This window comes from Luteibacter sp. UNCMF366Tsu5.1 (genome assembly GCF_900119235.1).
Taxonomy (GTDB): Bacteria; Pseudomonadota; Gammaproteobacteria; order Xanthomonadales; family Rhodanobacteraceae; genus Luteibacter; species Luteibacter flocculans.
The window spans coordinates 1-23211 of sequence record NZ_FPIS01000001.1; the positions used below are offsets into that span (position 1 = coordinate 1).

17 protein-coding genes, 1 tRNA gene and 1 riboswitch are annotated in these 23211 nt (G+C 65.6%); of the genes, 10 read left to right on the top strand and 8 right to left on the bottom strand.

Annotated elements, in window-relative coordinates:
- Both BT115_RS00005 and BT115_RS00010 read left to right on the top strand, forming a co-directional pair.
- Positions 1-3458: non-ribosomal peptide synthetase (locus BT115_RS00005; protein ID WP_143144417.1), on the top strand; the 3458-nt coding region annotated here is incomplete at its 5' end.
- Positions 3459-3461: 3 nt separating this feature from the next.
- A complete protein-coding gene (locus tag BT115_RS00010; RefSeq protein ID WP_072320529.1) occupies positions 3462-3905 on the top strand; it encodes a hypothetical protein in 444 nt (147 codons plus the stop codon).
- Positions 3906-3942: 37 nt separating this feature from the next.
- Here BT115_RS00010 and BT115_RS00015 read toward each other — a convergent pair whose 3' ends face one another.
- Entirely contained in the window at positions 3943-4638 is a 696-nt protein-coding gene (locus BT115_RS00015; RefSeq protein ID WP_072320530.1) for a 4'-phosphopantetheinyl transferase family protein, read from the bottom strand.
- Positions 4639-4894: 256 nt separating this feature from the next.
- On the opposite strand from BT115_RS00015, the gene BT115_RS00020 reads away from it, so the two are divergent.
- The 3 genes from BT115_RS00020 (at position 4895) to BT115_RS00030 (ending at position 9368) form a co-directional block, all read left to right on the top strand.
- Entirely contained in the window at positions 4895-6472 is a 1578-nt protein-coding gene (locus BT115_RS00020) for an ArnT family glycosyltransferase (protein WP_072320531.1), read from the top strand.
- A gap of 149 nt (positions 6473-6621) precedes the next feature.
- Positions 6622-7038, top strand: coding sequence for a heavy metal-responsive transcriptional regulator (locus BT115_RS00025; protein ID WP_072320532.1), 417 nt, complete (start codon positions 6622-6624; stop codon positions 7036-7038).
- Positions 7035-9368, top strand: coding sequence for a heavy metal translocating P-type ATPase (locus BT115_RS00030; protein ID WP_072320533.1), 2334 nt, complete (start codon positions 7035-7037; stop codon positions 9366-9368). Before BT115_RS00025 ends, BT115_RS00030 begins: the two co-directional genes overlap by 4 nt.
- Before the next feature lie 17 nt (positions 9369-9385).
- Here BT115_RS00030 and BT115_RS00035 read toward each other — a convergent pair whose 3' ends face one another.
- The 5 genes from BT115_RS00035 to BT115_RS00055 form a co-directional block, all read right to left on the bottom strand.
- A complete protein-coding gene (locus BT115_RS00035) occupies positions 9386-11791 on the bottom strand; it encodes a GH92 family glycosyl hydrolase (RefSeq protein WP_255369332.1) in 2406 nt (801 codons plus the stop codon).
- Positions 11792-11890: 99 nt separating this feature from the next.
- Complete coding sequence (locus BT115_RS00040) at positions 11891-12766, bottom strand: bestrophin family protein (protein WP_072320535.1); 876 nt, start codon at positions 12764-12766, stop codon at positions 11891-11893.
- Positions 12763-13428: a carbonic anhydrase gene (locus tag BT115_RS00045; protein ID WP_072320536.1), complete on the bottom strand. Its 666-nt coding sequence runs from the start codon at positions 13426-13428 to the stop codon at positions 12763-12765. The genes BT115_RS00040 and BT115_RS00045 overlap by 4 nt, the downstream gene beginning before the upstream one ends.
- 178 nt (positions 13429-13606) lie before the next feature.
- Positions 13607-16477, bottom strand: coding sequence for an aminomethyl-transferring glycine dehydrogenase (gene gcvP / locus BT115_RS00050; protein ID WP_072320537.1), 2871 nt, complete (start codon positions 16475-16477; stop codon positions 13607-13609).
- A gap of 42 nt (positions 16478-16519) precedes the next feature.
- Positions 16520-16614: riboswitch (glycine riboswitch) on the bottom strand.
- Positions 16615-16789: 175 nt separating this feature from the next.
- Positions 16790-17425 (bottom strand): TetR/AcrR family transcriptional regulator, encoded by a 636-nt coding sequence (locus BT115_RS00055; protein ID WP_072320538.1) that lies wholly within the window; start codon positions 17423-17425, stop codon positions 16790-16792.
- A 77-nt stretch (positions 17426-17502) separates the two neighbouring features.
- On the opposite strand from BT115_RS00055, the gene BT115_RS00060 reads away from it, so the two are divergent.
- Both BT115_RS00060 and BT115_RS00065 read left to right on the top strand, forming a co-directional pair.
- A complete protein-coding gene (locus BT115_RS00060) occupies positions 17503-18231 on the top strand; it encodes an SDR family oxidoreductase (RefSeq protein WP_072320539.1) in 729 nt (242 codons plus the stop codon).
- A 256-nt stretch (positions 18232-18487) separates the two neighbouring features.
- The gene (locus BT115_RS00065) at positions 18488-18754 is read left to right on the top strand and encodes a hypothetical protein (protein WP_083527203.1); all 267 of its coding nucleotides are present in this window, start codon (positions 18488-18490) and stop codon (positions 18752-18754) included.
- Between the two features lie 16 nt (positions 18755-18770).
- Here the strand turns inward: BT115_RS00065 and BT115_RS00070 are convergent, their stop codons facing one another.
- Together BT115_RS00070 and BT115_RS00075 are read right to left on the bottom strand one after the other, a co-directional pair.
- Complete coding sequence (locus BT115_RS00070) at positions 18771-19130, bottom strand: hypothetical protein (RefSeq protein ID WP_143144418.1); 360 nt, start codon at positions 19128-19130, stop codon at positions 18771-18773.
- A 59-nt stretch (positions 19131-19189) separates the two neighbouring features.
- A tRNA-Leu gene (locus tag BT115_RS00075) sits at positions 19190-19274 on the bottom strand.
- 218 nt (positions 19275-19492) lie between these two features.
- On the opposite strand from BT115_RS00075, the gene rnr reads away from it, so the two are divergent.
- Genes rnr through BT115_RS00090 form a run of 3 tightly spaced genes read left to right on the top strand, consistent with a single transcriptional unit; the run spans position 19493 to position 23159 of the window.
- Positions 19493-22147 (top strand): ribonuclease R, encoded by a 2655-nt coding sequence (gene rnr, locus BT115_RS00080; protein WP_083527357.1) that lies wholly within the window; start codon positions 19493-19495, stop codon positions 22145-22147.
- On the top strand, positions 22144-22890 hold the full coding sequence (gene rlmB, locus BT115_RS00085; protein ID WP_072320541.1) for a 23S rRNA (guanosine(2251)-2'-O)-methyltransferase RlmB: 747 nt from the start codon (positions 22144-22146) through the stop codon (positions 22888-22890). Before rnr ends, rlmB begins: the two co-directional genes overlap by 4 nt.
- Entirely contained in the window at positions 22887-23159 is a 273-nt protein-coding gene (locus BT115_RS00090; protein ID WP_072320542.1) for a CBU_0592 family membrane protein, read from the top strand. Before rlmB ends, BT115_RS00090 begins: the two co-directional genes overlap by 4 nt.
- The last annotated feature ends 52 nt before the right edge of the window (positions 23160-23211 follow it).

Consider the following 23211-nt stretch of genomic DNA (forward strand, 5'->3'; position numbering starts at 1 on the left):
CGCTGCCGGCTTTGCCCATCCAGTACGCCGACTATGCGATCTGGCAGCGGCGCTGGCTGGAAGAGGGCGGCGGGCTGTCTCGCCAGCTCGACTACTGGACCAGACAGCTGGCCGGGATGCCCGAATCGCTGGCCTTGCCGACGGATTATCCACGCCCCGCCGAACGCGGCAGCGACGCGGCATCGGTCGCCTTCACGCTCGATGCGGCCCTGGTGCGCGGCTTGCGTACCCAGGCGGACGTCCAGGGCGCCACGCTGTACATGGCCTTGCTCGCGCTGGTGCAGGCGCTGCTGTATCGCTACACCGGGCAGGACGACATCTGCATCGGCACGCCGATCGCCAATCGCCGCCACGCGGAGACGGAGGGCCTGATCGGCATGTTCGTCAACACGCTGCCGCTGCGTACCCGAATCGATGGCGCGGCAGGTTTCGAGGCGCTGCTGACCGAGACCATGCGCACCTGCCTGGACGCCTACGAGCATCAGGACACGCCGTTCGAACGGATCGTGGAAGCGGTCAGCCCGCAGCGCAACCGGGCGATCAGCCCGCTGTTCCAGGTGATGGTGATCCTGCAGAACACCGCGGCGGTGGCGATGCCCGAAGGGGTGACGCCGTTCGAGCTGGAACACGACGTCGCGAAGTTCGACTTGAGTGTGGAGTTCGTCGAAGAGGGCGACGGGATAAGCGCCACGATCACCTATGCCACCGACCTGTTCCAGCGGGCGCGGATCGAGCGCATGGTGGGGCATCTGTCGTGCCTGGGCGAAGCGGCACTGGCGGCACCGACGCAGGCGATCGGTACGCTGGATTACCTGCCGGCGGTCGAGCGCGCGCAGGTGCTGGGCGTTTTCAATGCCACGCAGCGGGCCTACCCGCGCGAGGCGCGCATCCACGATTTCGTGGTGGCGCAGATGGCGCGCACGCCGGAGCGGATCGCGGTGGTCGCCGAGGAAGGCTCGCTGACCTACGCCGAGCTGGACGTGCGCAGTCAGGTGCTGGCGCGCAGTCTGCAGGCGCGCGGCGTCGGTCCGGACCGCATCGTGGGCCTGTGTGCGGAGCGTTCGCTGGCGATGGTGGTGGCGATCGTGGGCATCGTCCGTGCCGGCGCGGCGTATCTGCCCCTGGACCCGGACTACCCGAGCGACCGACTGGCGTACATGCTGGCCGATAGCGAAGCGCCGGTGGTGCTGACCCAGGCGCATCTGCGCGAGCGGATCGCGCCGTTGCTGGAAGGCCGCGACGTGCATCTGCGCTGTCTGGACAGCGAATGGTCTGCCATCGAAGCGGACGCCAAAGACGTGCCGCTTGCCGACCCGGCCGCAGCGACCGATCTTTGCTATGTGCTCTATACGTCGGGCTCGACGGGTCGCCCCAAGGGTGTGCTCAACGAACATCGCGGGCTGGTCAATCGCCTCGTGTGGATGCAGCGGGCCTATGCGCTGACCGACGCGGATGTGGTGCTGCAGAAAACCCCGTACAGCTTCGACGTATCGGTCTGGGAGTTCTTCTGGCCGCTGATGACAGGCGCTAGCATTGCCGTCGCGGAGCCTGGTGGTCATCGCGACGTGGCGTATCTACGCCGGGCGATCGACCACTTCGGCGTGACGACCTTGCATTTCGTGCCGTCCATGCTCACGGTCTTCCTGGAAAACGGGCACTCGGTTCACGACCGCGTGACGCGACTCGTCTGCAGCGGCGAGGCACTCGGACGCCGTGCGGTGATGACCTACCGCGAACGCTTTCCGCAGGCCGACCTGTACAACCTGTATGGTCCGACCGAGGCGGCCATTGACGTCACCGCGCACGATTGCGCCACGGTACCGACCACGCACGTTCCCATCGGCGCGCCGATCGACAATCTGCGTATCTACATCCTTGACGCTTTGAACCAGCCCCAACCTGTCGGCGTTGCCGGTGAGCTATACATCGCGGGCGACGGTCTCGCGCGTGGCTACCTCAAACGTCCGGAACTTACGGCCGAGCGTTTCGTCGCCGACCCGTTCGTATCGGGCGAGCGGATGTATCGCTCGGGTGACCTCGCCCGCTGGAATGACGACGGCACGATCGACTACCTCGGCCGTATCGATACGCAGGTGAAGCTGCGTGGTCAACGCATTGAGCTGGGCGAGATCGAGGCCTGCCTTGAAGCGTACGAAGGCGTTGAGAACGCAGCCGTTGTGGTGCAAGGGGAGGGCGGCGCACAGCGATTGATTGCTGCGTACCATCCGGCGACCGATGCGGTGGTGGACGAAGACGCCTTGCGCGCGCATGTCGCTGGCATGTTGCCGGCGTACATGCTGCCGGCGGCGTTCGTTTCCGTTGCCGACTGGCCCACCACGACCAGCGGCAAGACCGATCGTCGTGCCTTGGCGGACATCGACGTGACGATTGCGGCACGCACGAATCGCATGCCTCCGGCCACCGACGACGAACGACATATGGCGGCGCTGTGGGCCGAGGTACTCGACCTGCCGGTAGATGCCATCGCCAGGGACGACGACTTCTTCGAGTTGGGCGGTCATTCGTTGCTCGCGGTCCGTTTGATGGCGCGCATCGAGCAGTCGTGGGCGCGCGCATTGCCGATCGCCACCTTGTTCCATGCGCCAACCCTCGCCGAACTGGTGCAGCGACTGCATGCGGCGCCAGCCCAGGGCGTGTTGGTGCCCATCAAACTGGCCTCGGGACGGCTCCCCTTGTTCGTCATGCCCGGTGTGGGCGGCAACGTGCTGTCGTTTCGTGCGCTGGCGCAGAGCCTGGACAAGGAGCAAGCGGTTTTCGGCCTTCAGGCTGCCGGACTGGATGCCATCTCGTCACCGGCTACGACGGTCCAGCAGGCAGCAGCCATCAACGCCGAAGCGATACGTTCCGTGCAGCCGCATGGCCCTTACCGACTGCTCGGTCATTCGTTCGGAGGTGTGGTGGCCTTCGAAACGGCCCGGGTGCTGCTCGCTCAGGGCGAGCAGGTGGAAAGCCTGGCCTTAATGGACGCGTTTCCCACGGTGCAGACCGCCGACATGCCCCGTGGCGAGGCAGAAGCGTTTCGTGCGCTCTGCCAGCAGATCGGCAGTCTCATGGGCAGGGACGTCGATGTGCCCGTCGATGAACTCGCCGCGATGCCGACGAGCGAATGGCCGTCAGTGCTTCGAGCGAGAGGCATCGAGGTTGGCTCGCAGCAGCTCGACACGCTGCGTGCCGTGCACGATGCCAACCGTCAGGCCTACGAGCGATACGTGCCTTCGCCCATGGGTGCGGCGATACCCGTCACGCTCTATCGCGCCACCAACGAGGTCCGCCCTGACATGCCGGCCGACCATGGCTGGAAAACCTGGCTGCCTGGCCCGTTGCGCATCGTTGAGGTGGCCGCAGGGCATTTCTCGATGTTGGACGAGCCCGCTGCCACCGCGATCGCCATGGACTGGCGACAGACCACGAACCCTTCTTCCTACGACCAGGACTGAACCATGCGACTGAAATGGCACCAGACGATCGCCCGTTACCTGCTTGGCATCCTCTACGTCTTTGGCGCCGTCGATGGCGTGCTGGAGATGGGCTTCCACATCTACCTGACCGGCGAATCCGAACTGGCATCGTTCCACGGCATGCTGCAACACACCGCGTATTTCTGGGTGTTCCTGAAAGGCGTGGAGGCGATCGGCGGCCTGAGCCTCGTGCTCAATCTCAAGCCGGCGTTCGGCACGGCCATCCTGGCGCCGATCACGGCCGTGCTGTGTCTGTTCTACGCGTTCGATCTGCATTGGTACTACGCGCTGATCGTCGTGGGCGCGCTGCATGCAATCCTGCTGCATGCGTATTGGCCGAGCTACCGGATGATGTTCGCCGACTACCCGATGCGCCGTGGTACGGCGTCGGTACCGATGGCGGATCCCTTGCCCGAGGCGCGATAAGCCAGACGCGGCGCGTGGTGGCGTTTCGACGCGACGGTCACCACGCGCAGGCGGTCATTACCGTGCGCTCGTCCAGCCAGGTCACGCTGGTATGGAAACGCATGCCGCGCGACAAGCCGCTGATGAGATCCTCGTTGACCACGAGGTCCAGCAGGCCTGCGTCGCCCATACCCAGCACGCGCACGGCGCTGAAATCGAACACTCGGCCCACCGTTTTCGCCGTGGCCTTGTAGAAGCTCTCCTTGGCAGAGAACACCATGGTCAGGGCCGCGGCTATCCCCATCTCGCCGGCCAGCACGTCCATGGTCCGACGTTCGTCGTCCACAAGGACAAGTTCGCGCAGCGCATCGAGCCCGGAGGCGGCCGGTATCCGCTCGATGTCGATGCCGACCCCGCGCAAAACGGAGTCACCCGTGACCACCGCCGCGGCGATGCCGTCGCTATGCGTAATGCTGCCCAGGAATCCCTGTGGCCAGACGGGCGCCCGATCCGTGCCGATGGCGATGTCTGAGACGGAGCACCCTTGTTCGCGCAGCGCTTCGATAGCACATCGCCGCCCGGCCAGAAATTCCGCCTGACGCTTCGGCACGGCGCGCGTAAGGGACGCCGCCATGACCAGGCCGTGTCGCGCGAAGTCCGAATCCGATGGATCGCGCGGATCGAAATGTCGCGCGAATGCGGCGGGCAGGCCACGGTCCAGCGCGTCGAGCGAAAGGCGAAAGAAGTCGGGCATGCGGTGGCAGTGGCGAGGAGAGGGCAGCGATTCCAGCAAAGAGCGGGATGCTGATGACTCTAGCCGATCGGGTGACGGCGAGGGCGGCGGTGGGACGGTCTTTTGGCCCCAGCTTGATCCAACGGTGGTTTCGTAACAACCGTTGCAGGTTCGTGACACCGATCGATGGACTTCTTGCCGTTGGCGCGGCTTCGCCTGCACGCGACCAGCATAAAATCTCAGTTGCCCCTAAGCGGGGGCGACTAGGCTGCCGCGCATGACTCCTTCCCGCGCGACGTTCGAGTGGTGGCGTGACCGTCCGTGGCTGGTCGCGCTCCTCTGGCTATTGCCCGCTGCGGTGCTCCCGGTCGTCCCCATCGACGAAACGCGTTATCTCTCGATCGCCTGGGAAATGCACCGAACGGGCGACCTGTTTGGACTGACCTTGAATGGTCAGCCCTATATGGACAAGTCACCTCTGCTGTTCTGGCTCGTCAATGTCGCCTGGAGCCTGCTGGGTGTCTCAACCCTCACTGCTCGCCTGCCAGTCGTCGTCTGCGCCGTCGGCAGTGTGGCGACGGTCGTGGCGATCGCGCGGCGAATGCATCACCGCGATCCCGTTGCCGCCGGCTGGATCATGTTGCCCTTCGTCGTGTTCGGGGCGTTCACGCCCATTGCCATGTTCGATGTGCCGCTGGTGTGTTTCGTTGCGTTGGGACTGCTCGGTATCGTGATTTCGGCGCAAGGGTCGCGTTGGCGCGGCTGCGCGGTGATTCTGGTCGCTGCATCGCTTGGGCTGCTCATGAAGGGACCGGTGTATCTTTTGCATCTGGCCGGCCCGCTGGCGCTGGTCCGCTGGTGGCACGCTGGTCCGCTTGAGCGACCGGTATCCATGGCATTTGGTATCGCCGCGTGCATTGTCATAGCCTGCGTGCCATTGGGAGCATGGGCGGTGACGAGCGCATTGCGCCTCGATGGGGTACCGGTCATCGCTACACTTGCCCACCAGTCGGTAGGGCGTGTGACGGAGAGCTTCGCGCACAGGCGAAGTGCCCTGTGGTATCTGCCGTGGGTCATCCCGTTTCTGTTGCCGTGGACATTCTTGTGGCGTTGGCGCCGCCTATGGGCCAACCGCAGGCGTGTGATCGAGACTCGCATCGGCCGGCTGGGTATCGCCGCATCGTTGCCGGCGTTCGTGGCGTTCTCGCTCATCAGCGGCAAGCAGATTCACTACCTGCTTCCACTGTTGCCGGGCATGGCGCTCCTGCTCGCTGAGTTCTACGCCGCTGACGAGGCATTCCTCTCGCATCGGCGAGTCTGGATCGTTCTCGTCGTTACCGCGGTGGCATGGACGTGGCCGGTCGCCAACGCCGTCATTGGCATGCGCGGCAATGCGACATGGTACGTTGCTGCACTTATGTCGGCGGTGCTGCTTGCCCTCGGCGCATGGGCCGTACGTCACCTGCGAACCGCCAAGGACTCCGAGAAGCTCCCGGCGTCGTCGTTGGTGAGCCTGCTCGCAGTCATCTCCGCGGTGCTGCTGATAGGCACGCACGTCAAAGCGCACATGGACCCCCAGGAACTGGCCGACGCCGTCAGCGATCTGCAATGTCGTGACATCGTCGTCGTCGCGGTGAGTGACGAGCCCGGCATGGTCACCTACCTTGCCCGCTTGCCGAAGCCGCTGCCCATCGTTGCGAACACCAAGGCATGGGCAGCAAGTCATCCGCAAGGGCTGGCTCTGGTACATGCAAGTCGTGGCGACCCCCCGGATTTTGTGCAGACACCCATCACGTTGGCGGACGGATGGGAGGGCATCGTTCCCGCTTCCCGTCTTCGGGAGGTGCATCCATGATGGGTGGCTGATGCACAGGGTGATCCGGGTAGGTAGCCACTCCGATGCACGCGTAACACGCCCAGGTGACAAGGTAAAAGGAGCCCGACAAAGCCAGGCTGGCGCATATGCTTGACACTAGACCTAGATCAAGGGTCTAGACTTGCCTCATGACCACTCAACCAGCCCTCACCATCGGACGCGTCGCGCAGAGCGCGGGCGTGGCTATCGACACCATTCGCTTCTACGAGCGGGAAGGGCTGTTGCCTGAGCCCCGACGGAGGCCCTCGGGGTATCGGGAGTACGACCAGGGCGCCGTGGCGCGGCTTCGCTTTATTCGGCGCGCCAAGGATCTTGGCTTCACGCTGGAGGAAATCCGCGACCTGCTGGCCCTGTCGGCGGACCGGCACGGCGGGGTTGAAGGCGTGCGCGAGCGCGCCGCGGCGCGATTGCGGGCCATCGACGCGCGTATCGCAGAGTTGCAGCGCGTGCGCGACGGTCTTTCCGAGCTGGTGGAGGCCTGCCCGGGGCATGGGGCGCCGGAAGACTGCCCGATTCTGAAGGCCCTGGCGGAGCCGGAAGCATGAGCCACAGCTGTTGCTCGCACGGCGCGGCCGATATCGCCGCGACCGTGCTCGATCCCGTTTGCGGCATGCACGTCGATCCGGCGAAGACGCCGCACCACTTTACGCACGAGGGGCACGATTACGCCTTCTGCGGTGCTCGGTGTCGCGAACGCTTCATGCAGGAACCAACCAAGTATCTCGAGCCGAAAGCGGCCGAGGCACCTGCGCCTGCGGGCACGATATACACCTGCCCGATGCATCCCGAGGTGCGTCAGGAAGGCCCCGGTTCGTGCCCGAAATGCGGCATGGCATTGGAACCGGCCATGCCGTCTCTGGACGAGGACGATGGCGAGGTCCGCGCGCTCGGCCGTCGTCTCGGTCTGCTGGCCGCGTTGACCTTGCCGGTGCTGCTCGTCGCCATGGGGCCGCATCTGTTCGGCTGGATGTGGCCGGCACCGTGGGACGCGATCGCTCGCTGGACTGAGGCGCTGCTGGCGACGGTGGTGGTCCTGTGGGGCGGCGCGCCGTTCTTTGCCCGCGGCTGGCGCTCGCTGGCGCCGTGGTCGCCGAACATGTACACCTTGATTGCGCTGGGTACCGGTGTGGCGTGGGTGTACAGCGCCGTGGCGTTCGCGTTGCCGGCGCTGTTTCCGCTCGGCATGCGTGACATGCATGGTCATGTGGCCGTGTATTTCGAATCGGCGGCGGTCATCGTCACGCTGGTGACGTTGGGCGATTTCCTCGAACTACGTGCACGGCGGCGCACGGGCGACGCGCTGCGTGGTCTCCTCGGTCTCGTACCGACCACCGCGCGGCGGATCGGCGACGATGGCAGGGAAGACGACGTGCCGCTGGATGCGCTCCGTGCGGGCGATCGCGTGCGCGTGCGGCCAGGCGAGAAAGTGCCGGTGGATGGCAGCGTGCTCGAAGGCGAAAGCCACGTCGACGAATCGATGCTGACCGGCGAGGCGATGCCGGTCGCCAAGAAGCCGCACGATGCCCTGACCGGCGGTACCCAGAACCAGCATGGCGCTTTGGTCATGCGTGTGGACCGCGTGGGCGCCGACACGGTGCTGTCGCGTATCGTCGCCATGGTAGCGGAGGCGCAGCGTTCGCGTGCGCCGTTGCAGCGCTTGGCCGACAAGGTGGCGGCGTGGTTCGTGCCGGTCGTCGTCGTGGTCGCTGTGCTCGCGTTTGCTGTCTGGTGGTGGCTCGGACCTCAGCCGGCCTTTGCGCACGCGCTGGTCGCGGCGGTGTCGGTGCTGATTGTTGCCTGTCCGTGTGCACTCGGTCTCGCCACGCCCATGTCGATCATGGTGGCGAGCGGTCGCGGTGCGAAGGCGGGTGTGCTGTTTCGCGATGCGGCGGCGATAGAGCGCCTGCGTGAGGTCACCACGCTGGTGTTCGACAAGACAGGCACCCTCACCGAGGGGCGGCCGGCGCTCGTGGATGTTCGCTGCTTCGGACATGAGCGCGTCGAAGTCCTGGCATTCGCAGCGGCCGTCGAGCGACCGAGCGAGCACCCTTTGGCCGCGGCCATCGTTACAGCCGCGGAGAACGCTGGCGTCGCCATCCCGGCGGTAACGGGATTCCAGATGCTCGTGGGCCGAGGCGTCACCGGGCGCGTGGACGGCCGCGACGTGTCGCTGGGTAACGCCAAGCTCATGCAGGACGAACGCGTGGATATCGCCGCGGCGGAGGCGTTTGCCTCGCAGTCGAGGGAGAAGGGCGCAACCGCGATGTATCTCGCGATCGACGGCCGGCTTGCCGCGTGCGTCTCGTTGGCGGATGCCGTGAAGGCCTCGACGAAACCTGCACTCGATGCACTGCACGCGGCAGGCGTGCGCTTGGTGATGGCGACCGGCGACAACGAAGCGACCGCGAAGGCCGTCGCACGTGACCTGCCGATCGACGATGTTCACGCAGGTGTGTCCCCGGAAGACAAGGCTCGCCTTGTTGCCGCGCTGAAAGCCGAAGGCGCGGTCGTCGCGATGGCCGGCGACGGTGTCAACGACGCGCCCGCGCTTGCGGCGGCGGACATCGGCATCGGTATGGGCAACGGCAGCGACATCGCCATCCAGAGTGCGTCCGTGACCTTGCTGCGTGGCGATCTCGCGGGCATCGCTCGCGCACGTGCGCTGTCCGAGGCGACGGTGGCGAACATCCGGCAGAACCTGTTCTTTGCCTTCGTCTACAACGCGGTGGGCGTGCCTGTGGCGGCGGGCGTGCTGTATCCGCTGTTCGGTATCACGCTCTCGCCGATGCTGGCGGCGCTGGCAATGAGCTTGAGCTCTGTCTCCGTCGTGGCTAACGCACTGCGGTTGCGCCGCGGCGATACCGCTGCGGTGTGACACTCACGCCATAAGGATCAACGACGGACGTCGAACGAAGGCGGCGCATCCGCTGCCTTCGTTGCCCAGGCCTTATTGGGTGTGTTCGACAGGTCGAACGTCAGCGTGCCGCCTTTCAGCGCGAATGACTCGGGCAACCAGGCACGCGAGGTGGGTTTGCCGTCGACCTTCAAGGCCGTGACATAGGGCTTGCCTGGGCCGGCGCTCGGGGCGTCGATCGTCACGTCGCCACCGTCGCGATGCACCACGGCGTGGGTAAAGATCGGGCTGCCCACCACCATTTCTGCTCGGCCGGGGATGGACGGATAGATGCCCAGCGCAGCGAATACGTACCATGACGACATCTCGCCGAGATCGTCGTTGCCCGGGATACCGTTGGGTGCATTGAGCCAGATCGTGTCGAGCACGCGGCGCACGAGTTCCTGGGTCTTCCACGGTTGGCCAGCGAAGATGTAGAGCCACGGCGTGCCGATCGACGGCTCATTGTCGAGTTCCGCATGGAGCGGTCCGGACTTCGTGACGGCGAAGCTGCCGTCGGGCTGGTAGAAGAAGGCGTCCAATCGCTGGCGCGCCTTGTCGCGGCCACCCATGGCATCGAATAGGCCGCCGACGTTGAACGGCACCATCCACACGTATTGCGCAGCGCTGCCTTCGACGAAACCGTCCTCGGTGGCGGGCGTGAAAGCATGCGGCGCCTCGTTGTCGTCATCCTTGACGAGCGCCCAGGTGCCGTCGGCGTTGCGATTGCGGATGTAGCCACCTTCGGGCGTGGCCTTCGGATCGAAGAGATTGCGCCAGTACTGCGCGCGATCGAGGAAGCGCGCCGACGTGGCGGTGTCGCCAAGCCGCGCCGCCAGGGCGCTGATGCCGAACTCGGCGGCCACGGTCTCCAGCGTGTCGGCGGCGGGCCCCCAGGCCGGAGCGCCCACGGGGATGTAATGCAGCTTCAACCAGGTATCCAAGCCAGGGCGCTGCCCGACGCATTCCACTTCGCAGCCATCGTGCGAGGTGTCGAGTGCGGTGGGGTGGTCCGCCGCGTGTACGAGCGATGCGAGTGCGCCGTGCATGTCGAAATCGCGTGCGCCGAACGCGACGATGCCCGCGAGCGCGGCGGCAGCGGGATCGCCATTCATCACGTGCGTGCCGCCGTTGTTGTGCGTCCAGCGATCCCATACGCCGTGGTTCTGCTGTGCCTGGTTGTAGAGGCTCTGTGCGATGTCGCTCGCGGTCTTCGGCTCCAACCATGCCACCAGCGGCAATTGCGAGCGATAGACGTCCCAGCCGGAGAAGTTGGCGTATTGCGCCTTTTGCTCGCCGGCGACGCGATGAACTTCGCCATCGAACCCGCGGTATTCGCCATTGACGTCACTGAAGACATTCGGGTGCATGAGTGCGTGATAGAGCGCGGTGTAGAACACCGTGCGATGGTCGGGTGTGCCGCCTTCGACGTCGATATGCGAAAGACGCGCGTTCCACGCGGCGACGGCGCGATCGCGCACCGTATCGAACGTCGTGCCGCGCGGCGTTTCCGCATCGAGATTCGCCTGCGCGTTGGCGGCGCTGACGTAAGAGATACCCACCCGCACGTTTACCGCACCGACGCCCTTGGCGAAGCCCACCCACGCACCTGAGCCCTTGCCCGTTTCGGGGAAGCCCTTGGGGCCGTATCCGGTACCGCCTTCGGCATGTGTGTCGCCCGCGGTGACGGTGGTGTCGTGCCACGCGCCCGCCGATGCAAACGGCTGGTCGAACTCCGCAACGAAATACAGCGTGTAGTAGCTGCGCCGGTCGGCCTCGTTGATGTAGCCGCAGAAGTTGCCGCTGGTGACCTCGCCCGTGACGCGTCGGTGCGCCTTGTCCACCGACACCGATGCATGCTCGGAACCGGCTTCGGAATCGGAGACGCGAACGAGCACGTTCGCGGGCTTGCCGGCGGGAAAGGCGAAGCGCGCTGCGCCCGAGTGCAGCGCAGCGGCGAGATCGACGCCCACGCCGTTATCCAGGGCGACGCGATAGTGCCCGGCCTTCGCTACTTCGTTGGTATGGGAGAACGTGGCCGCATAGGTATGACGGAAGTCGGTGGACGGCGAGGCGGTCACATCCTCCGTGATCGGCATGATTGGCACGTCGCCCGAGCCGCCCGCACATCCCCAGCCTTCGACGTTGGTGAGGCTGAAGCCGCGAATGGCGGTGGCGCGGTACTCGTAGCCGCCCGGCGCGGCGATCGGCGCCTTCTTGCCTGGCAGCGGCGACGCTTCCGGGCTGAACTGGAGCATCCCGAACGGCACCACCGCGCCCGGGAAGACGTTGCCGCCGTTGGTCGTGCCGATCAGCGGATTGACGAGATCGGCGGGGCCAGTGGCGGCCGTCGCCAGGGCCGGGAGGAGGGCGGCGACGAGGACGAGCGGGCGTGCGACGCGCAAGGGCAGATCTCCGAGATCGGGATTTGTATCGATTGAAATCGCTTGCGGAGCAAAAGTCCCGTGCCAGGGGTCACGGTGCCCGCCGAAGCGGGCGGGACGTCACCAAAGGATGCCGTCGACCGGCTTGACCGGCTCCAGCCCGTGATGCTCGCCGAGCATGTCGCGCAGATCGATCTCGATGCTTCGGGTGAGCGTGGTGAGCGGTACGTCGTCTTCCTTGTTCTCGAACGGGTTCTGCATGTCGTTACCGATCTGCAGCAGGGCAAGAAACAGGAAGCCCGCGACCGTGGAGCCCAGCGGCGTGTACAGACCCAGGCTTTCCACCAGGCCCAGCGGCAAGAGCAGGCAGAAACCGTGGGTGAAGATGGCAGGATAGGTCGCGTACTGCTGCGGCAGCGGCGTGTTCTTGATCCGCTCCATGCCGCCTTGTGCGTTGCTGATGTCCGACATCGTGCGCGCTAGCGTGGCGAGCAGGATCGGATCGGGTCGGCTTTCAGGCAGCAGGACGGCCGTGTCCGCATGGATGGCATTGGGCACGTTGGTCACGCTGCGCAGGCGCTTCAACTCGTCGGTGCCGAGGTGGGCTTCCAGTTCGTCCCACGGGGCCTGCCGACGCAGATGCATGCGCAGGGCATGCACATAGGCGATCTGCCGATGGGCGACCGTGACGGCCAGGCTGCGATCCGGCAGCAAGGTGAGCGCATCGCGCGCGAGGGTGCGCGACGCGTTGACCATCGCGCCCCACAGCGAGCGAGCCTCCCACCAGCGTGCATAGGCGGTGGTGTTGCGGAAGCTCAAGTACACCGCCACGGCCGAGCCGAGCAGGGTGAGCGGCAGCGCGGGAAACTCCACCCAGCCAGGCCCGACGAAGTACCAGACCGCCGTGACGGCGACGTCCCACGCCAGCAGCCAGACCAGCGGACGGCCGACGTAACGGAGAATGTGACCGACGTGCGCCCGTCCGGGCAGGATCATTGGCCGTTCTCGCGCTTGATCGCCTCCGCCAGAGGCACGAAGTGGTCGCTGGTTTCGTCCAGCACGGAGACCTTGCCGTCGCCGATGTTGTAGACCCAACCCTGCAGGTTGAGCTCACCGTTGGCGCGCGCGGCGGCCACGGCCGGATGCGTCCGTAGGTGGGCAAGTTGCAGGCGCACGTTTTCCTCGATCACCGTGCCCAGCATGTCGGGCACGTCTACCTTGCGGGCAAAGACGGCGCTACGGGCGGCCTGCGCGTTGCGCAGCCAGGCTTCCACGGTGGGCAGGTCCCTGGTGGAATCCGGGTTGAGCAGGCCCTTCATGGCGCCGCAGTCGGTATGCCCGCACACCACGACGTGGCGCACGCGCAGCACGGCCACCGCAAACTCCACGACCGCGGACACACCACCCAGCATTTCACCGTACGCGGGCACGATGTTGCCGATGTTGCGGCAGACGAACAGCTCGCCCGGCTGGGTCTGCGTGATCATCTCGGGAACCACGCGGGAATCGGCGCAGGTGATGAATAACGTGTGCGGGCTCTGGCCTTCGGCCAGTTCGCTGAAAAGCTTCTGGCTCTCGGGGAAGACCTTGTGGCTGAAGTCTTCGACGCCCTTGAGCAGGCCCAGCAGGCTGTCGTCGCGGGGGGTGTCCTGGGTCATTCGCTACCTCGTAGTACGGACCGCGCGGGGCGGGGCGCGCGAAGTTTATGCCAAAGCGGGCCGCTGCGGATGCGCGGGAGTATGGGGCGGCATTCCTCTGCGATTCGTGACGATCGCCCCGTCCAGGCACAAAAAAGGCCGCCCTGCTTGCGCAGGGCGGCCAGGGTTCACCTGAGGCTTACGCTTCCGCGTCTTCCTTGTACGCGTCGATCGGAATGCAGGCGCACATGACGTTCTTGTCGCCGTAGACGTTGTCCACGCGCGACACCGGCGGCCAGTACTTCGACAGCTTCAGCGAGGGCAGCGGGAAGGCCGCAAGTTCTCGCGGATAGGCGTGGGTCCACTCGCTGCCCGTGACCATGGTGGCCGTGTGGGGAGCGTTGCGCAGCGGGTTGTCCTCGCGGTCCAGGCGACCGTCTTCCACCGCGCGGATCTCGTCGCGGATCTGGATCATGGCGTCGATGAAGCGGTCCAGCTCGTGCTGCGATTCGCTCTCGGTCGGCTCGACCATCAGCGTGCCCGCCACCGGGAAGGACAGCGTCGGCGCATGGAAGCCGAAGTCGATGAGGCGCTTGGCGACATCTTCCGCGCCCACGCCCGTGGCGTCCTTCAGCGGGCGCAGGTCGAGGATGCACTCGTGCGCCACGAGGCCGTTGCGACCGGTGTAGAGCGTCTTGAAGTGCGGCGCGAGGCGCTTGGCGATGTAGTTGGCGTTGAGCAGTGCGACCTGGGTCGCCTTACGCAGGCCTTCGGTGCCCATCAGCGTGATGTACATCCAGGAGATCGGCAGGATCGACGCGGAACCGAACGTGGCCGCACTGACCATACCCACATCGCCCTCACCGCCGAACGCGCGCGGCAGGAAAGGCGCGAGATGCGACTTGACCGCGCACGGGCCCACGCCCGGGCCACCGCCGCCGTGCGGAATGCAGAAGGTCTTGTGCAGGTTGAGATGCGAGACGTCCGAACCCCACTTGCCCGGTTTGGCCACGCCGACCAGCGCGTTCATGTTCGCGCCGTCCGTGTACACCTGGCCGCCGTGCTTGTGCACGGCTTCGCAGATGGCGACCACGTCTTCCTCGAACACGCCGTGCGTGGACGGGTAGGTGATCATGATTGCGGCGAGGCGGTCCGAGTACTTCTCGGCCTTCTCGCGGATGTCGTCGACGTCGACGTTGCCGTTGGCATCGCAGCGGGTGACCACCACGGTCATGCCGCACATCTGCGCCGACGCCGGGTTGGTGCCGTGCGCCGATTCGGGGATGAGGCAGATGTCGCGATGACCTTCGCCGCGCGAGCGGTGATAGGCACGGATCGCCAGCAGACCGGCGTATTCGCCCTGCGCGCCGGAATTCGGCTGCAGGCTCACGGCGTCGTAACCCGTGCATTCCACGAGCATCGCTTCCAGCTCGTCGATCAGCTGCTTGTAGCCCTGGGCCTGGTCGGCCGGGGCGAGCGGATGGATGTTGGCGAACTCCGGCCACGTCACCGGAATCATCTCGGCGGTGGCGTTGAGCTTCATGGTGCACGAGCCCAGCGGGATCATCGTGCGGTCGAGCGCGAGATCCTTATCGGCGAGGCCGCGCAGGTAGCGCAGCAGTTCGTGCTCGCTATGATGCGTGTTGAACACCGGATGCTGCAGGAAATCGACGTCGCGCAGCAGTGCCTTCGGCAGCGCGTCCGGCGTGGCGGCGTCGAGCGCGTCGACGTCGTCGATCGAGGCGCCGAAGACGCCCGCGAGCGCCACGACATCCGCACGCGTGGTGGTTTCGTCGAGGCTGATGCCGACGCTGCTGCCGTCGATGGCACGCAGGTTGATGCCCGCTGCTGCAGCTTTGGCATGGATCGCCTTGGCATCCACACCGGTGACGTGCAGCGTGTCGAAGAAGTCGGCACCGGTGGCGACGCCGGCCTTGCCCAGCGACGCGGCGAGGATGGCGGTGAGCCGATGCGTGCGACGGGCGATGCGAACGAGCCCTTCCGGACCGTGGTACACCGCGTACATGCTGGCCATGACGGCGAGGAGTACCTGCGCGGTACAGATGTTGGACGTGGCCTTCTCGCGGCGAATGTGCTGCTCGCGCGTCTGCAGCGTGAGCCGATAGGCCGGCTTGCCTTCCGTATCGAGGGACACGCCGATCAGGCGGCCCGGCATCGAGCGCTTGTACGCATCCCGGCAAGCCAGATACGCAGCGTGCGGGCCGCCGAAGCCGTAGGGCACGCCGAAGCGCTGCGTATTGCCGACAACGATGTCTGCGCCCCAGGTACCCGGGGCGGCAATCAGCGTGAGCGCGAGCAGGTCGGTGGCGACGCATACGATGCCGCCGCGTGCATGCGTGGCATCGGCAAGCGCCTTGTAATCGTTGATGCGGCCGAAGGTGTTCGGGTACTGCAGCAGCACACCGAAGCTCTCGACGTTGGCGCCTTCGCTGTCGTCGCCCACGTGCAGTTCGATGCCGATGCCGTCGGCGCGTGTGCGCAGCACTTCAAGCGTCTGCGGATGGACGTCCTTGGAGACGAAGAACACGTTCGACTTGGACTTGGCCGAGCGCTTGGCAAGCGCCATGGCTTCGGCTGCCGCGGTGCCCTCGTCGAGCAGCGACGCGTTGGAGATGTCCATCCCGGTGAGATCGGCGACCATCGTCTGGAAGTTGATCAGGGCTTCCATGCGGCCCTGCGAGATTTCTGCCTGGTACGGCGTATAGGCCGTGTACCACGCCGGATTTTCCAGCACGTTGCGCAGAATGACGTTCGGGGTGAGCGTGCCGTAGTAGCCCTGGCCGATGAAGCTGCGGAACACGGTGTTGCGGTCCGCGATGGCGCGGATCTTCGCAAGCGCTTCCTCTTCGGTCACGGCGCGGGGCAGGGCGAGCGGGGCAGGCGACTTGATCGAGCCGGGGACGATGGCGTCGGTCAGCGCGTCGAGCGAATCGTGGCCGACCACGCGCAGCATCTCGTCGATTTCGGCATCGTTCGGGCCGATGTGGCGCTCGATGAACGCGCCGTGGTTCTCAAGATCGCGCAGCGAGGGAGAGGTTTTCTGGCTCATGGGCTTGGAGGCATCCGCAGTAACGCGCCGTGCCGGCACGTGGGGCGCCCCTCTGTCCTTTTGCCTGAGAGTTTGGAGGCGGAAAGCCTCTTGCACCTTCGGCGCCGGATCGAACCGGTCTCTCCAGAGTGATGACTGCGCGGTGGTATGGGAGCCTGAGCGATTACGGGCGTTGCGCCTTCGGCAGCGGGTCCGTCCGCTTCTCCCACCGAGCCTTGCGGGGGGGAATTATACAGGGCTGCGGGCGGGGATGTCGGCGGGGGCTTGGGTGGGCGTCGGAGGCCGGGAGCATCGGCGCCGCCCGGTGCTTCGCTAGGACCGATCGGCCCGCGCCAACACATAGGCCCGGCACATGGCGGGCAGTTCGCTCCGCAGGACGGCGATCGCCTCCGGGGAGGCTTCGTGTTCGAGCACGGCCTGCACGGTGCCCGTCATCAACGTGCGCAATGCGTAACCGGTACGCGATACGTCGTCGAAGCGGACGTCCTGCGCACCGGCCAGCAGACGCGCGACGATGTCGTCGGCGCGCTGCCGTATATCCTCGACGAGCGACGCTGTTTCCAGTTCGGTGGCGACCACGTAGAGCACCCGGGTGCCAGGCATGCCGCGCAGCTTGGCATCGAGGTAGGCATGGGCCAGGCCTTCCGCCATCTCGGCGAGCGGCGCGTGTTGCAGCCGCTTGCTGGCGTCCTCGAGCGCCGCGATCACCTCTTCGAGGTAATCCTCCAGCACGGCATACATCAGCGCCTGCTTGTGCGGGAAGTACTGGTACATCGTGCCGACAGACACGCCGGCGCGCTCTGCGACGCGCGTCGTGGTCAGGCCGTGGTACCCGTCCATCAGCAAAACCTGAATGGTGGCCTCGAAAATGGCTGCCACCGTGGCGGCCGAGCGCGCCTGGCGCGGCGTTTTTCGCGGCTTTAGAGCGTCGGAAGGGGCGACGGGCATATGCGAATGTAAATCCCGAAAAGTGATGCCAAGTCTACGTTGGGGGCGACCCGCCACCTATCCAACGAGGAACCCGCATGACCCAGCAAGAACGCATCACCCTCATCACCGGTGCCAACAAGGGCATCGGCCTGGAAGTCGCTCGGCAGCTTGGCAAGGCAGGCCATCGCGTGTTGCTCGGCGCTCGCGACGCGGGCCGCGCGCAGGCCGCGGCCGATCGGCTGCGCGGCGAAGGTGTGGACGCTCGCATCGTCGCCATCGACCTGGACAACCCGGCGTCGATCGCGGCCGCCGTCGCCGACGTCGAGCGGCACGAGGGCCGCCTCGACGTCCTGGTGAATAACGCCGCTATCGTGGACCCCGCCGATGGCCCAGCCGGCACCGCCGACCTCGCCGCTGTCCGGCGCATCTTCGACACCAATTTCTTCGGCAGCATCGCGGTCACGCAGGCCTTTCTTCCGCTGCTGCGCAAGTCGGATGCCGGCCGAATCATCAATGTCTCCAGCGGCCTGGGCTCGATCGCCCTGAACGCCGATCCTAAGTGGGAGTACGCGGCGGTCAAGCTGCTCGGCTACAACGGCTCCAAGGCGGCGTTGAACCTCTTTACCGTCATTCTCGCGGCCGAACTGGAAGGTGAAGGCATCCGGGTACACGCGGTCAATCCGGGCTACACAGCCACGGACTTGAACGGCAACAGCGGCCACCAGACCGTCGCCGAAGGTGCGCAAGAGATCATCCGACTGGCACGTCTGGACGGCGGCCCGACCGGCACCTTCACGAACAAGGACGGCACCGATCCCTGGTAAGCGTTCGAGTGCGGCAGCGTGTCGATCTCAAGGACGCGCGCCTCTTTCAGGGTTCTGTGGGAGCCGCTATCGCGGCGAGGGGCCGACTGATTGGGCCACCCTGATGGCGATGAGAGCTTGCTGGTGGGAGCCAGCCTGCTGGCGATGGGAATTTACCTCGCTGTTACATCGCTTCGTTGGCTGATCGCCAGCAGGCTGGCTCCCACCGTTGCTTCGCAGGTTTCGCGCCGAAAAATAGCGGCTTCCACGGAATAGAATGGCCGCGCAATACCGGAGGCCGGAGGCGTATATGGCGAAGCAGCGAAGCTACTGGTTTGGTCGCAAGCGCGTTGGCTGGGGTATCGGCCCGACTAGCTGGCAAGGATGGGCAATCATGGCTGCATATACCGCGCTCATGATCGCTTCAACGAAAGTCGGATTTCTCGTCGCGCACCCCATGTGGGAGGGCGTGCTGGCGGTGTCGCTTACTTTCGCCTTGTTCGCGGTGATGTTCGTCACCTATGACCGATCCGAGCGTCTGTGACGCATTGACCGGGCGCTCAGGTTTGCGTGTTGCCCACGTCGCGCTCGATCCACGCGAGCACGAACGCTTCCAGCGACGTGCGCGGCGGAAGTCTCAGGCCGGCCGCATGGACGAAGGCAGCGGATGCCTGGAGAAATGCCTGCTTCGCTTGAGCAGAGTCCCGTCGCGCTGACGCCTGTCGCTGGCGCATCTGCACAACATGCGTCGACGGCTGGCCTGGGCGGGCGAACTTCGCGTAGCGACGCAGTTCGTCAGCGGCTGTCGCGGTGTCGCGCGCCGCTTGATCCATCACGGCTCGGCATTCGCGCACGCGGGCAAGGTGTGCTGAGGCTTCGGCGCTGAGGCTGGCGGACGAGGGGAGAGGAATGCCGCTCATGAAATACTTAGCCCCTAAAAAAACGAAGCCCCGCATCGCTGCGGGGCTTCGTCTATAATTGGTGCCCAAGAGAGGACTCGAACCTCCACGGTTTTACCCGCTAGTACCTGAAACTAGTGCGTCTACCAATTCCGCCACCTGGGCAGGTGTCTCGAAGCAGCGTCGCCGCCCCGTGAGCCGCGTAGATTAGGTAGGTCCGAGAAACTTGTCAACGATTTTGCACCCCGGATGTGAAACTATTCGCATCCCCCTTCAAAGGTCCCTACGTGACGAAGAAAAAGAAAGGTTCGGGCGCCGAACACGGCCCCCGTAAACCCAAGGCCAGCCGCCCCGGCAAGGCACTGGCCAAGTACGCCGACCGCATGCCGGCGGCGGTCGATCCGCATGCCGAGCGCGAGGCTCAGCGCTACGACCAGCCCATCCCCAGCCGCGAGGCCATCCTGGCCCTGCTGGAGGAGCGCGGCGAATTGCTCATGGCGGAAGACATTGCCCGGGCGCTCCGCCTGTTCACCGATTACGAGATCAACGCCCTGGGCAAGCGCCTCGGGGCGATGATTCGCGATGGCCAGCTGCTGCGGAACCGCCGCGGTGGCTACGCGCCCGCACAGAAGCTCAGCCTCATTCCGGGCCGGGTGATCGCTAACGCGGAGGGCTACGGCTTCCTGCGGCCCGACGAAGGCGGCGACGATCTTTATCTCTCGCCGTCGCAGATGCGCAGCGTGCTGCATGGCGACCGTGTGCTTGCCAGTGTGGTCGGTATCGACCGTCGCGGCCGCCGCCAGGGCGCCATCGTGGAAGTGCTGGAGCGACGTTCGCCGCGCCTGGTGGGCCGCGTGGTCGTCGAGAACGGCGTGACCCTGGTCGAGCCGGACGACCGCCGCCTGCACCAGAACATCATGATTCCTGCCGGCCGTGACGCTGGCGCGCGTTCGGGCGAGATCGTGGTCGCCGAGATCACCGATCCGCCGACGCCGCATCGCGGCCCGCTGGGCACCATCCGCGCGGTGCTAGGCGAGCGCCTGGAGCCGTCGTTGGTGGTCGAGATGGCGATTGCCAGCCACGACCTTCCGCACGAGTGGCCGACCCAGGTCGTTCGCCAGGCCGAGGAAGTGGAGCCCAAGGTCACGTCCGACGAGCGCAAGGGCAGGGTGGATATCCGCAAGCTGCCACTGGTGACGATCGACGGCGAGGACGCACGCGACTTCGACGACGCGGTCTACGCCGAGGCGTTGAAAGGCGGCGGTTTCCGCTTGATCGTCGCGATTGCCGACGTGTCGCACTACGTGCCCGTGGGTACGCCGCTGGACGTGGAAGCCTACGACCGCAGCACCTCCACGTATTTCCCGGGCTTCGTCGTACCGATGCTGCCCGAGACGCTGTCGAACGGCATCTGCTCGTTGAATCCCAAGGTCGATCGCCTGTGCATGGTCTGCGACATGGAGATCGACGAGGAGGGCGAGGTCCAGCGCGCCAAGTTCTACGACGCGGTGATGTACTCGCATGCACGACTCACCTACAACAAGGTCTGGCAGGCGGTGGGTGAGCGCAACGCGGACGTGCGCCACGAAATCGCCGACGTGCTGCCGCAGGTGGAAACGCTGCATCGGCTGTACAAGGTGATGGCGAAGGCGCGCAAGCGTCGCGGCGCCATCGATTTCGAAACGCCCGAGGTGAAGTTCCGCCTCGCACCGTCGGGCGACGTGGTGTCGATGGGCGCCTCGGATCGCAACGACGCACACAAGCTGATCGAGGAATGCATGATCGCCGCGAACGTGCAGGCGGCCAAGTTCCTTTCCAAGCGCAAGATTCCGGCACTGTACCGCGTGCATGCGCCGCCGCCGGCCGAGAAGTATGAGGATCTCCTGCAGTTCCTCCGCGAGTTCAAGCTCAAGATGCCGCCGGCCGACGAAGTCACACCAGCCGACTTCTCCGCGCTTTTGAAGAAAGTGCACGATCGTCCGGAAGCGGAACTGATCCAGTCGGTGTTGCTGCGCGCACAGAGCATGGCCGTGTATCACCCCGAGAATCAGGGTCACTTCGGTCTGGCGCTGGATGCGTATGCGCACTTCACGTCGCCCATTCGCCGTTACCCGGACCTGCTCGTTCACCGTGCCATTCGCTACGCCCTTACCAAGGGCAAGCCTGCCGACTACACCTACAGCGAAAGCCAGATGGCTTCGATGGCCGTGCATTGCTCGCAGCGCGAACGTCGTGCCGAGGAAGCCGAGCGCGATGTCGACGAGCGCTTCAAGTGCGCGTGGATGGAGAAGCATGTCGGCGAGGAATTCGCCGGCACCATCACGGGCGTGACCTCGTTCGGCCTGTTCGTCGAACTGGCGGCGTCGCGTGTATCGGGTCTCGTGCACGTGTCGCAGTTGCCCAACGATTACTACAAGTTCGATCCCACACGCCACTTGCTCTCGGGCGAGCGCACCGGCGAAAGCTATCGCCTGGGCGACTACGTGAGCGTGCAGGTGCTGCGCGCCAGCCTGGAAGATCGCAAGATCGATTTCCGCCTCGTGGCCCGTCTTGCCGCGTTGCCGAAGCCGCCTCCGCCGGTGTCCACCTTGCCTGCCCGTGCGCCGCGCTCGGGTATGGCCGAAGCGGGCATGGCGATCGGTCGCGCGGCGAAGAAGGCCGTGGGTCGCATTTTCGGAAGTCGCACGAAGAAGGCGGCCGAGCCGGTCGAAGCGCCGGTGCGGGCTACGCGTCCGGTTGCCGAGTCCGAGACCGCTGCTCCGTCGCAGCGGCGCGGTTCCGGCCGTCACGGTGGTCAGAGCGGCGGCTACGAGCAGCCGCGCGGCAAGGGCGGCAGCAAGGCGTCGGCCGAACCGTCGAGGCGTGGCCGCGCCTCGAACGAAGATGCGCCGTCGCGTGGCCGTGGCTCCGCGAAGACCGCCCCGCGAAAGAACACCGTGACCGAGACGCCGGCCAAGACGGCACCGGCCAAACGCACCGCCACCAAGTCGGCGACGAAGGGTGCGCCGCGTAAACCCAGGAGCAAGCCGCAGGCATGAGCGAGACGTGGATTGTCGGCATCAATCCGGTCGAGGGCGCACTCGCCAACGATCCGGATCGTGTCCGTGAAGTATTGATAGAGCAGAACTCCAAGAACGCGCGCGTGAACGAGATCGCCGCGCAGGCCCGCAAGCTGGGCTTGCCGGTGAAGCCGGTGGGCAAGGAGCAACTGGAGAAGCTCGGTGGCGAAGCACGCCACCAGGGCGTGATCGCACGCTATGAAACACCGCCGCTGCGCAGTGAGAACGATCTTCCCGCGCTGCTCGATGCGGCGGGCAGTGACGCACTGGTGCTGGTGCTCGATGGTGTGACCGATCCGCACAACCTCGGTGCCTGCCTGCGCAGCGCCGCGGCAGCGAAGGTCACGGCAGTCGTCGTGCCGAAGGATCGCGCCGTAGGCATCACGCCTACCGTACGTCGTGCCTCGGCGGGCGGCGCCGATCTCGTTCCTGTGATTGCGGCGACGAATCTTGCTCGTGCAATGCGTCTGCTCAAGGATGCCGGTGTGTGGATCACCGGGCTGGACGGCGATACGCAGCAATCCATCTATGACATCGACCTCAAGGGGCCGATCGCGTTGGTGATGGGCAGCGAGGGCGATGGCATGCGTCGTCTGACTCGCGACACGTGCGATTTCGTGGCGAAGATCCCGATGCCCGGCAACATGGAAAGCCTCAACGTGTCCGTGGCGACCGGTGTCGTTCTGTTCGAGGCGTTGCGTCAGCGAGGAGGAGCACGATGAACCTGTTCTGGCACGACTGGGCCGGTCTGATCGGCGTAACCCTGGTCCTGATCGCGTTCTTCCTACTGCAGGCGCACAAGCTTTCAGGGCAGGGGTATCCCTATCAGGTGATGAACCTGCTGGGCGCGTTTGGCATTCTTCTGTCGCTGATCTTCGGTACGTTCAATCTGTCGGCATTCCTGCAGGAACTCGCCTGGTTTCTCATCAGCGTGTACGGCATCGTTCGTGGCGTACGGTTGCGCCGCGCGGCGACCGTCATCCCGCCCTGAACGGCGCGCCGCCGATACGGCATCGGTAAACTGACACGCGGGCCGGCGCCAT

Coding starts and splice junctions, on each gene's coding strand:
- BT115_RS00090 (WP_072320542.1), top strand. CDS start 22,887: ATGAACCTGTTCTGGCACGACTGGGCCGGTCTGATCGGCGTAACCCTG.
- BT115_RS00045 (WP_072320536.1), bottom strand. CDS start 13,428: ATGACCCAGGACACCCCCCGCGACGACAGCCTGCTGGGCCTGCTCAAG.
- BT115_RS00055 (WP_072320538.1), bottom strand. CDS start 17,425: ATGCCCGTCGCCCCTTCCGACGCTCTAAAGCCGCGAAAAACGCCGCGC.
- BT115_RS00025 (WP_072320532.1), top strand. CDS start 6,622: ATGACCACTCAACCAGCCCTCACCATCGGACGCGTCGCGCAGAGCGCG.
- BT115_RS00010 (WP_072320529.1), top strand. CDS start 3,462: ATGCGACTGAAATGGCACCAGACGATCGCCCGTTACCTGCTTGGCATC.
- BT115_RS00040 (WP_072320535.1), bottom strand. CDS start 12,766: ATGATCCTGCCCGGACGGGCGCACGTCGGTCACATTCTCCGTTACGTC.
- BT115_RS00020 (WP_072320531.1), top strand. CDS start 4,895: ATGACTCCTTCCCGCGCGACGTTCGAGTGGTGGCGTGACCGTCCGTGG.
- BT115_RS00015 (WP_072320530.1), bottom strand. CDS start 4,638: ATGCCCGACTTCTTTCGCCTTTCGCTCGACGCGCTGGACCGTGGCCTG.
- rlmB (WP_072320541.1), top strand. CDS start 22,144: ATGAGCGAGACGTGGATTGTCGGCATCAATCCGGTCGAGGGCGCACTC.
- BT115_RS00030 (WP_072320533.1), top strand. CDS start 7,035: ATGAGCCACAGCTGTTGCTCGCACGGCGCGGCCGATATCGCCGCGACC.
- rnr (WP_083527357.1), top strand. CDS start 19,493: ATGCCGGCGGCGGTCGATCCGCATGCCGAGCGCGAGGCTCAGCGCTAC.
- gcvP (WP_072320537.1), bottom strand. CDS start 16,477: ATGAGCCAGAAAACCTCTCCCTCGCTGCGCGATCTTGAGAACCACGGC.
- BT115_RS00070 (WP_143144418.1), bottom strand. CDS start 19,130: ATGAGCGGCATTCCTCTCCCCTCGTCCGCCAGCCTCAGCGCCGAAGCC.
- BT115_RS00065 (WP_083527203.1), top strand. CDS start 18,488: ATGGCCGCGCAATACCGGAGGCCGGAGGCGTATATGGCGAAGCAGCGA.
- BT115_RS00060 (WP_072320539.1), top strand. CDS start 17,503: ATGACCCAGCAAGAACGCATCACCCTCATCACCGGTGCCAACAAGGGC.